General features: G+C 38.8%; 6 protein-coding genes. 1 reads left to right on the plus strand and 5 read right to left on the minus strand.

Translation table 11 applies throughout. The features are described 5' to 3' along the window. Positions 1-284: 284 nt before the first annotated feature. The 5 genes from eno to rlmD all read right to left on the minus strand — a co-directional run bounded on the left by eno (position 285) and on the right by rlmD (position 7,936). Positions 285-1,583 (minus strand): phosphopyruvate hydratase, encoded by a 1,299-nt coding sequence (eno, locus tag CWB66_RS19270; RefSeq protein WP_138586622.1) that lies wholly within the window; start codon positions 1,581-1,583, stop codon positions 285-287. A gap of 276 nt (positions 1,584-1,859) precedes the next feature. Beyond that, positions 1,860-3,494 carry a CTP synthase gene (gene pyrG / locus CWB66_RS19275; RefSeq protein WP_077537174.1) on the minus strand — a complete coding sequence of 545 codons (1,635 nt, stop codon included), beginning with the start codon at positions 3,492-3,494 and terminating at the stop codon, positions 1,860-1,862. 154 nt (positions 3,495-3,648) lie between these two features. Then, entirely contained in the window at positions 3,649-4,443 is a 795-nt protein-coding gene (gene mazG, locus CWB66_RS19280) for a nucleoside triphosphate pyrophosphohydrolase (protein WP_138586623.1), read from the minus strand. 2 nt (positions 4,444-4,445) lie between these two features. Next, positions 4,446-6,602, minus strand: coding sequence for a GTP diphosphokinase (relA, locus tag CWB66_RS19285; protein WP_138586624.1), 2,157 nt, complete (start codon positions 6,600-6,602; stop codon positions 4,446-4,448). Positions 6,603-6,610: 8 nt separating this feature from the next. Continuing rightward, positions 6,611-7,936: a 23S rRNA (uracil(1939)-C(5))-methyltransferase RlmD gene (gene rlmD / locus CWB66_RS19290; protein ID WP_138586625.1), complete on the minus strand. Its 1,326-nt coding sequence runs from the start codon at positions 7,934-7,936 to the stop codon at positions 6,611-6,613. A gap of 123 nt (positions 7,937-8,059) precedes the next feature. Between rlmD and barA the strand changes: the two genes are divergently transcribed. Continuing rightward, complete coding sequence (barA, locus tag CWB66_RS19295) at positions 8,060-10,846, plus strand: two-component sensor histidine kinase BarA (RefSeq protein ID WP_138586626.1); 2,787 nt, start codon at positions 8,060-8,062, stop codon at positions 10,844-10,846. Positions 10,847-11,089: the final 243 nt, after the last annotated feature.

Consider the following 11,089-nt stretch of genomic DNA (forward strand, 5'->3'; position numbering starts at 1 on the left):
AAAAAATTTTTAACGACGTTATAGTGCAATTTAATTCGTTAAATTGATCAAAGATTTATGCAGATTGGTATTATAACCTTAAATTAAAAAACAGTAATTTGAGAGTTAAATAAATAGTTTATATTTTTGTGGATATCCCTTTTCGCACTGCGTACGCGCGTCAGCAAGCTTAACGCCTACAACTTGTACTCATCTTTTTGAGTAAAGTATCTGGCATAAAAAATCCCCGCTTATGCGAGGATTTTACAGTCTAAATTAAAAATCAAATTCTTTATAAAATAGAATTACTGACCTTTAACTTCTTTTAAACCGTTGTACGGTGCTTTATCACCTAATTGCTCTTCAATACGTAGCAATTGGTTATACTTAGCAACACGGTCAGATCGGCTCAATGAACCCGTTTTAATTTGACCTGCCGCAGTACCCACGGCTAAATCAGCAATGGTTGAATCTTCTGTCTCGCCTGAACGATGAGAAATAACAACCGTAAAACCAGCGTCTTTAGCCATTTTAATTGCAGCTAACGTTTCAGTTAAAGAACCGATTTGGTTAAACTTGATTAAGATTGAATTTGCAATACCGTTGTCGATACCACGTTTTAAAATCTTAGTGTTTGTTACAAATAAATCATCGCCAACTAATTGGATTTTATCACCCATTAGTTTAGTTTGGTGTGCAAAGCCATCCCAATCAGATTCATCAAGACCATCTTCAATAGATACGATTGGGTACTGCTCAGTTAGATCTTTTAAGAAGAAGTTAAACTCTTCAGAAGTGAACTTTTTACCTTCACCTTTAAGGTCGTAGATATTTGCTTCTTTGTCGTAAAACTCAGATGCAGCACAATCTAGTGCAAGTGTAATGTCTTTACCTAGCTCGTAGCCTGCATTTGCAACTGCCACTTTAATTGCAGCAAGTGCAGCTTCGTTAGATGCTAGATTTGGTGCAAAACCGCCTTCATCACCCACAGATGTTGAGTGACCTTCTGCTTTAAGTACTTTTGCAAGGCTATGGAATATTTCAGCGCCCATGCGTAGTGCTTCACGAAAGTTTTTAGCACCAACTGGCTGAACCATGAACTCTTGAATATCTACCGAGTTATCTGCGTGTTCACCACCATTGATGATATTCATCATTGGCAGTGGCATTGAGTAAACACCGGGTGTACCGTTTAAATCAGCAATGTGTTCGTAAAGCTCAACTTTTTTAGATTGTGCAGCGGCTTTAGCTGTCGCAAGTGATACAGCTAAGATTGCATTGGCACCTAATTTTTCTTTATTTTCAGTACCATCTAAATCCAGCATCACTTTATCAACAGTGCTTTGCTCTAATGCATTTTGACCAGCTAAAGAGTCAGCAATTTCTTTATTAATATAACCAACTGCTTTTAATACGCCTTTACCTAAATAACGAGTTTTATCACCATCACGTAACTCTAATGCTTCGCGAGTACCTGTAGACGCACCAGAGGGTGCTGCAGCACGGCCCCATGAACCATCAGCTAAATGTACATCAGCTTCAACAGTTGGGTTACCACGCGAGTCCATAATTTCGCGACCAATTACTTTTACGATTTTTGACATCTTGATTCCTCTATATTCCCAAAATGGTGATTTCAACTAACTTTACTATGCTTTGTATAGTTTATACCAATTGCATTAAATTAGTGAGCTATTATAGCGCTAAGAAAACAGCTCAATAACAAGCCAGAAATTATGACATATAGTTGTTCTATATGAGTAATTTTTAACGCAGTGAGTGAGTTATTTAATGCGATACAATGCTCATGCTTTAATAAATTGGTATTAGTCAGCTCTTAAAACAAAAGAGGCCGTGCAATATGCACGGCCTCTTTTAAGTTACGAATTCGCTTTTTGATGGATATGAGCTGCTGCTACAAACCCTTCAAATAGCGGATGACCATCACGTGGTGTTGACGTAAATTCCGGATGGAATTGCGCGGCAATAAACCAAGGGTGATCTTTATTCTCGATAATTTCTACCAGTTTTTTATCTTCCGATAAACCAGTAAAGCTTAAACCTGCTTTTTCTAGTTGCTCTACAAAGTTATTGTTAACTTCGTAGCGGTGGCGATGGCGTTCAACAATTTCGTCACTACCGTATACTTCATGCACTTTAGAACCAGGTGTTAAGTGACATTTTTGTGCGCCTAAACGCATAGTGCCACCTAAGTCAGATTTTTCGCTGCGTGTTTCAACGTTACCTTCTGCATCTAACCACTCCGTAATTAAACCCACGACCGGTGCTGCTGATTTTGCATTAAATTCTGTTGAGTTAGCATCGCTAAGGCCTGCAACATTTCGTGCGTATTCAATTAGCGCAACTTGCATTCCTAAACAAATACCTAAGTAAGGCACTTTGTTTTCACGGGCATATTTAGCCGCTAATATTTTACCTTCAACACCACGACCACCAAAGCCGCCTGGTACTAAAATGGCATCTAAATGCGATAGTAACTCAACACCTTTACTTTCAAGATCTTGTGAATCTACATATTCAATATTAATTGTTAAACGGTTTTTAAGACCTGCATGCTTTAATGCTTCATTAACCGATTTATATGCATCTGGTAATTCAATGTATTTACCGACCATACCAATAGTCACTTCACCTGTTGGGTTAGACTCTTGATAAAGTACTTGTTCCCACTCTGCTAAATCAGCCTCTGGTGGATCTAGGTGGAAACGACGACATACAAAGTTATCTAGCTCTTGCGATTTTAAAAGCGCTGGAATTTTATAAATGCTGTCTACATCTGGTAATGAAATAACCGCTTTTTCTTCTACGTTTGTAAATAATGAGATTTTTGCACGTTCATTATTTGGCAATTTACGGTCTGAACGACAAATAAGAATATCTGGTTGAATACCGACTGAGCGTAATTCTTTTACAGAGTGCTGAGTTGGTTTTGTTTTCACTTCGCCCGCAGGGCCTAAAAATGGCACTAACGTTAAGTGAATAAATAGCGCGCGTTCACGGCCAATTTCAGTTCCCATCTGACGAATTGCTTCAATAAACGGTTGTGACTCTATATCACCTACAGTGCCGCCAATTTCTACAATTGCAATATCATAACCTTCAGCACCGTCGTAAACACGTTGCTTAATATCGTTAGTGATATGTGGAATAACCTGAATAGTTGCACCTAGGTATTCACCTCGGCGCTCGCGACGTAATACGTCTTCATATACACGGCCTTGTGTGAAGTTATTACGACTTGTCATTTTGGTGCGAATAAAACGTTCATAGTGACCTAAATCAAGGTCAGTTTCTGCGCCGTCTTCTGTAACGTAAACTTCACCGTGTTGAATTGGGCTCATTGTGCCTGGGTCAACGTTGATGTAAGGATCCAGCTTTAAAATAGTAACATTTAAACCACGGGCTTCTAAAATAGCGGCCAGTGAAGCTGCGGCAATACCTTTACCCAACGAAGAAACAACTCCGCCAGTAACGAAGATAAATTTTGTACTCATGCGAACCCTAGAATATCAGGAATTAAAAGGAATATAACACCCAAAGAAGAGCCTAAGGGTATATCATCAAGACGGGGCGAAATTGTACCAAAACACGGCTTATCAATCCAGCTAAAAATAGTAAATGTGCGCACAAAAAATGTGCATAATTTTATTACAATTTTTTAATCGCATCCCATGCCCGATCCATTTCTTCAAAGGTGGCAGTATCTAAGCTTTTGCCTTGCGCGTTTAAATATACTTGCACCTTCTCGAACCGTGCTGAAAACTTGTCATTAGCGCTACGAAGCAGTTGTTCGGGGTCTCGTTTAACATGGCGTACAACATTAACAGTAGCAAAAAGTAAGTCGCCGAGCTCTTCCGCTGTGTGATCAGATAACGGATCATGTTCGATCGCTTCTTTTACCTCAAGTACTTCTTCGCTCACTTTATCAAGCGCACCATGATATGTTGGCCAATCAAAACCAAGAGAAGCCACACGTTGTTGGATTTTTTTAGCTTTACTTAAACTTGGCATATTAGCTGGAATATCTTGCCAAAAAGAAGGAGATTTTGTTTGTGCTCTAGTACTGCGTTCTTGTGCTTTTATTGCTTGCCACTGCTGTGATAATTGCTCGTCTGTTAGCTCTTTTTTATCATCAAATACATGCGGGTGACGACGAGTGAGTTTGGTGTTTAGTTGCTCAATTACATCGCTAAAATCAAATAAGTTTTGTTCTTGGGCTAATTGCGCATAAAATACGATTTGAAATAACAAGTCACCCAATTCACCTTTAAGCTCACCTAAGTTGCCTGACTCAATACAGTCAGCCACCTCATAAGCTTCTTCTAATGTATGCGGCACAATAGATTTAAAATCTTGCTTGAGATCCCACGGGCAACCATTTTTAGGATCTCGCAGTGTTTTCATTATGCTAAGAAGTTGCGTAAGCGCTGTATTATCATTCATGTTTAATGACCACGCTTGGCGTCATGAACACCTTCTATTTGATGCAATTTCGAAAGAACACGGTTGGTCCCCGATAAATCATGCACTTCTATTTGCATAGTAAAAATTGCTAATTGATTATCCGTTACCGTGTTTACATTCATATTAAGTACGTTTACTTTTTCGTTTGCTAACACTGAGCTTATATCGCGTATCAACCCAGAGCGGTCGGTGGCTTCTATTTTAATACTCAATGCGTACGAGCCGTTTATATCATCAGACCAACTAACAGAAAGCACACGCTCAGGATGCTGCTCTTTTAAGTTATTAAACGAATCGCAATCATCTTTATGTACGCCAATACCACGTCCTTGAGTAATATAACCAATAATTGCATCGCCAGGTACTGGACGACAACACTTAGCCACGTGGCTCATTAAGCTACCAACGCCATCCACTACAATGCCATTTTTATCGCCGCTTACTTTAGTCGGATTTTTAAAACGTATTACCGGCTCGTCTTCTGTACGATCGGTAACAAAGTTAAGCATTTGATTTAGACGCACATCTCCCGCGCCAATGGCAACCATTAAGTCATCAAGCTCTTTAAAATTAAAACGCTTAATCGCCGGTGCTAAGTCTTTATAATTTAAACCCAGCTTTTGCAGCTCGTTATCAAGAATATCTTTACCCGCACTGAGGTTTTTATCCCGATCGAGTTGTTTAAACCAGTGATGTATTTTAGCTCTAGCACGCGACGATTTGATGTAACCTAATGAAGGGTTTAACCAATCACGACTAGGATTAGGTTGCTTTTGGGTAAGTATTTCTACTTGATCCCCAGTTGTAAGCTGATGCGTAAATGGCACTATTTTGCCAAACACTTTAGCACCAATACAACGATGACCAACGTTCGAATGAATATAGTAAGCAAAATCAAGCGGTGTTGCGCCGAGGGGTAAATCGATAATATCGCCGCTTGGGGTAAATATGTACACGCGGTCTTCGACTACTTGATTTTTAAGCTCTTCAGCTAAATCGCCACCATCAACGACTTCTTCTTGCCATTGCAGTAGTTTACGCAGCCAGCTTATTTTTTGCTCATAACCGGAGCCACGTCCAGGCAGTGCACCTTCTTTATATATCCAATGCGCTGCAACACCTAGCTCTGCATCTTGGTGCATATCGCTGGTGCGAATTTGTATTTCTACCGTTTTACCTTCAGGGCCAAATACCACGGTATGAATAGATTGATAGCCATTTTGTTTGGGCGTAGCAACGTAATCATCAAACTCTTTATTAAGATGACGCCAATTAGTGTGCACAATACCCAGCGCACCGTAGCAATCTTGCAAGCGTTCAACCACAATTCGCATAGCGCGAATATCAAATAATTGATCAAACTCGTAATTTTTTTGCGCCATTTTTTTATAAATACTGTAAATATGCTTGGGACGGCCATAAACTTCAGCTTCAATACCTGCCTCACTCAAACGGCTTTTAACTTGCTCCACCATATCTTCCATATAAGCTTCACGCGCTAAACGTTTATCATCGAGTTGTTTAGCTATACTTTTGTATATATCTGGGCGTAAGTATCTGAACGATAAATCTTCAAGCTCCCATTTTAGTTGCCCTATTCCTAATCTATTCGCTAATGGGGCAAAAATATCAGCGGTTTCTTTGGCTGCAATAACACGGTCTTCTTCATCGGCATCTTTTACGTTGCGTAAATGACATACCTGCTCAGCCAATTTAATAACCACCGCACGTACATCCTCAACCATGGTTAACAGCATTTTTCGAATATTATCGACTTGAACTGACCCTTTACCTTGATGCGATAAGGTACTAATTGTGGCCATTTGCGCAACACCTGTTAAAAGTATTGCCACGTTATTACCTAGCAACTCTTCAACGGTGTCGAGCGACACAACATCATTTAAAAAATACGGTGTTAAATACGCAGTCGCTAACGATTCGGCATCAAGGTTTAGCTCAGCCAAAATTTCAACCATTTCAATGGCTGTATTTTGTTGCTTTTCGTTGTTGCAGTTTACACACAGTGCTTGCGCCTGATTAAGAAATTCAGCTTTTTCAGCAGACAACCCGAGTGCTTTTAGACGAGTGGCAAAATCGCCCGTTTCATCTTGTTGATGCGATTGACGTGTAGCTACCATAATGCGCTTTACCTCCGTTGAAATAACGCCATAGTTTCAATATGCCCTGTATGAGGAAACATATTCATTAGCCCTATTTTATTAAGATCAAAACCTGCTTGCGAAATAATAGCGCTGTCACGGGCTAAAGTAACAGGGTCGCAAGAGACGTATAAAATTGTTTTAAATTGCTTTAAAGGTAACTGCTCTAATACAGCCATTGCACCAGTACGAGATGGATCTAATACGAGTACATCTAAATCTTTACTAAACCACAGCGCATTTTGAATTTTTTGCGTTAAATCAAAACAATGAAACTGCGCATTTGCAATAGAGTTAGTTTGCGCATTTTGCGCCGCCATTGCAACCGCTGAAGTAACCCCTTCTACACCCGTTACTGTTTTTGCTTGTTTTGCCAGCACGAGCGAAAAGTTGCCAATACCGCAAAATAAATCCAAGATATTTTCATCGCCATTTAAATTAAGCCAATCTACTGATTGCTTCAGCATAGCTTGGTTAACTTGTGCATTTACTTGGATAAAATTATCTAAACCGAATTCAAACTTAAGATTAAATTCTTCAAGATAGTAAAACGGCATTGCTAAATGCGAATGCTCAATGACATCACTCTCGCCTTGCCATACAATGTCATACTTATAATGCGAAGCTGCCTGCTCTACTAATGCTTTAAACTCATCAGAAATCACTTTTGTATGACGAATAATAACAAAGCTATGGTCATCACTTTCGCACAATTGCAGGTGGCTTATACTGTGCAGCGGCTTATATTGATTAATTAAATCATCAAAAAGTGTAAATATATCTGCGAATGCCTCACTTAACACGGCACATTGATTAATACTTACAATATTTTTTGAGCCGCTTGCTCTGTAGCCCACACGCATTTTTTTAGCCGCTTTATCAAACATCACAGCAATACGCGCACTGCGCCTATAGTGTGTTGATTTACTTAATAACGGGGTTTGCCAGTTTAAGTTTTTTTGTTTTGCGAACTTTTCAAATAACTGATTAACCGCAGTTTGTTTTTCAGCAACCTGTTGGCTTGCCTCTAAATGCTGTAATTGGCATCCACCGCAATGAGTATAGTGTTCACAAAAAGGGGCTACTCGTGCATCACTTGCTTTAATAACCTTGTGTGTAATTGCACTACTATAACGCGCTTTATCATCAACAAGCGTTGCTTTTACTTGCTCACTTGGTAATGCACCGCTTACAAAACACACTTTGTTATTGTATTTTGCGATACCACGTCCTTGATGATCCATTGCAGTAATATCAAGCACTACTGACTTTTGTTGTAGTGGCTTTTTTTTTGCTTTAAAAATTTGTGCCATTTGGCATTACCTTAAAATGATTATAGGTTAAAACAATAAATGTACTGCTATAGCAGAGGCTTTGAGAATAGGTGTTGAAACGTATATACTCGAAACATACTAATAATGATAAACGTTCCCATTATGACTAAATTAGGCTTACGCGATTCTGTTTTAACACTGACCCTGATCCCGACGGTGATCATTGGATTATTGCTTGGTGGTTATTTTACAATAAATCGTTACATTGAGCTTGATGAAATTTTATATCAGCAAGGCGCCACAATTTCTGAGCCTCTTGCAATTGCGCTAGAGCAACCCTTATTTGAAAAAAACAAACAACTGCTCAGTCGCTTAATTAGCTATACGCACAATAAACATTCGCCAACGGTAAAATCCATAGCTATTTTTGATAATAATAACCAATTAATAATGACCAGCAACTATCACCGCTCTTTTGATAAGTTGATTAATCAAAAAGTGATGCAAAATTTAAATACAACTCAAATACAAGTTTCAGAAAAATTAGTTACTTTTTTCACTCCAATTATTAACCACTCCACCCATGATTCAAAATGGGATCCATCTGCATTTCACTCTCCGTTAGGAACGGTTATTTTACAGCTAAACAAAGACCAAGCTGTAATAGGGCAACAGCAAGCATTACTAGTGAGCGGTATTGTCATTATTTTATCTTTGATATTTGCCGCTATTTTAGCATTTAGATTAAGCCGTATGTTTATGACGCCGCTTAATAAGTTAGTACTCGCAACCGACAAGCTTGTTGAAGGAAAAAGAAGTACCGGCCTAAACGAGAGTATGATTGGCGAGTTTGAATTACTTCGAGAAGGTTTAAATACTATTGCCCATACTATGGTGATGCAAAAAGATGAAATGCAAAAAAACATAGATCAAGCAACCAGTGACTACCGTGAAACACTAGAACAATACGAGACTCAAAATATTGAGCTCACAATGGCAAAAAAAGAAGCGCAAGATGCTAACCGTGTTAAATCTGATTTTCTAGCCAAAATGAGTCACGAATTGCGCACCCCCTTAAATGGGGTAATGGGCTTTACTCGCCAACTTTATAAGACGCCACTTAATAAGCATCAAAAAGATTACCTCGATACAATTATGCTTTCAGCCAATAGTCTAATGACCATTATTAGCGATATTTTAGACTTTTCTAAATTAGAAGCCGGCGCAATGGAACTTGAGTCAATTCAGTTTCAATTACGAGATGCTGTTAACGAAGTAATGACGTTGCTAGCACCAAGTGCTCACGATAAGCAGCTTGAGTTATCAATCTATATAAACTCACAAGTGCCTGATGATTTAACTGGCGACCCTACTCGCTTTAAACAAATACTCATTAACCTCTTAAGTAATGCCATAAAATTCACCGAAAAGGGCTCAATTAAAGTCGATATAAGTTACCGATTACTCGATGAAGAACGCGCATCGGTATTAGTCGCCGTAACCGATACCGGCGTAGGCATCCCAATGGATAAGCAAGATTCTCTATTCACTCCATTTGGTCAAGCCGATTCAAGCATAACGCGTAAGTTTGGTGGAACAGGCTTAGGGCTTATTATTACCAAGCATATTGTTGAAGCAATGAGCGGGCGTATAACACTCAACTCAGCGCCTGGTAACGGAACATGCTTTACTTTCAACAGCATATTTAGATTACCCAATCATGTATTCACAAATGATTTGCCTAGTAAATCGCTTGTTGGTAAGCGTATTTTATATTTAGAGCCTCACGAACACACGCATCACGCAGTGTTGTCGTTATTAACACAATGGCAAACCAACGTTACCGCTTGCTTTAACGAAACAAGCTTTTTAGATGCGATAAAAAATCAAGAGTTTAAATACGATGTTTGCTTAATTGGACACATGGCGTCTGTTGATGACATGCAAAGACTAAAAAGCTACGTTAAAGCAGTGCGCGACTCAACTGATTACTTGTATCTAATGCTAAATACTGTTTCGCATAATATGCGTGAAGCATTTATTGGCAGTGGTGCAGACGCCTGCTTAAGTAAGCCTCTCAATCATCGCAAATTGTGTGAAGTGCTGGCAGCGCCTTACCGCCTTGATCACCCTGTTCATAACATCGAACAAAATGAGCAGCAGTTACTGCCACTTAAAGTGCTTATAGTGGATGATAATGATGCGAACTTAAAACTAATTTGCACCTTACTTGCAGAGCAAATTGAAGCAATGGACACAGCTCATAATGGCTCTCAGGCCTATAGTTTGAGCAAAAGTCATAAATACGATGTCATCTTTATGGATATTCAAATGCCGATTATGGACGGCATCACGGCATGTAAACTAATACAAGAATCATCATTGAATGAAGATACCCCTATTATTGCCGTCACAGCTCATGCACTGCATAGTGAAAAAGAACAGCTGCTTAAAGATGGCTTTAAAGGCTACCTAACAAAGCCAATTGATGAAGATATGTTAAGACAGATTATTAGCGATCACAGCCCACAAACACCAATCAATCGCGATAAAAGTAAAAAGAATACTCCACAGAGCCCTGCACCATTTGAAAGTAATCGTATTGACTGGACTCTTGCGTTACAGCGCGCAGGTGGGAAAAGTGAGCTCGCGTTAGAAATGCTTAATATGCTGTTGTTAAGCGTACCAGAGACCCTTAATTTACTCATTAAAGCTATTGATGACAAAGATTGCCAGCAAGTACTCACTATCGTTCATAAATTTCATGGTGCATGTTGCTACACAGGCGTGCCAAAGCTTAAATCATTAGCTGAAACAATAGAAACATCACTTAAAAGTGAATGTACTTTAGATAATATTGAGCCTGAGCTTTTTGAACTGCAAGATGAGCTTGAAAATTTATTGATTGATGCAAAAATTAATGACAAAAGCAAAAAAGACGCACTATAAGTAAGCGCGTCTTTTAAAAAATAATTAACCTGAACTCTGGTTAAGATATTTACTAATATATTGAATCATAATGATATTTAAATTTATTTTTCTCTAGCCAGAGATTTTCAGTGAAAACAAGGCGAATTTACGCGTCAATAGCTGGCCTATTGTAAGTAAATTCAACATAGTTAGCGCTGAAAATAGCTGCTTGAGATAGATTTATAAATCAGAATTAAGGTAAATTTGTTTGTTGAAATTTAT

The sequence above is a fragment of the Pseudoalteromonas sp. S558 genome, from assembly GCF_005886635.1.
Taxonomy (GTDB): Bacteria; Pseudomonadota; Gammaproteobacteria; order Enterobacterales; family Alteromonadaceae; genus Pseudoalteromonas; species Pseudoalteromonas aliena.

Excerpts from the sequence above, each read along its gene's own strand:
- eno (WP_138586622.1), bottom strand. The coding sequence starts at position 1,583 with ATGTCAAAAATCGTAAAAGTAATTGGTCGCGAAATTATGGACTCGCGT.
- pyrG (WP_077537174.1), bottom strand. The coding sequence starts at position 3,494 with ATGAGTACAAAATTTATCTTCGTTACTGGCGGAGTTGTTTCTTCGTTG.
- mazG (WP_138586623.1), bottom strand. The coding sequence starts at position 4,443 with ATGAATGATAATACAGCGCTTACGCAACTTCTTAGCATAATGAAAACA.
- relA (WP_138586624.1), bottom strand. The coding sequence starts at position 6,602 with ATGGTAGCTACACGTCAATCGCATCAACAAGATGAAACGGGCGATTTT.
- rlmD (WP_138586625.1), bottom strand. The coding sequence starts at position 7,936 with ATGGCACAAATTTTTAAAGCAAAAAAAAAGCCACTACAACAAAAGTCA.
- barA (WP_138586626.1), top strand. The coding sequence starts at position 8,060 with ATGACTAAATTAGGCTTACGCGATTCTGTTTTAACACTGACCCTGATC.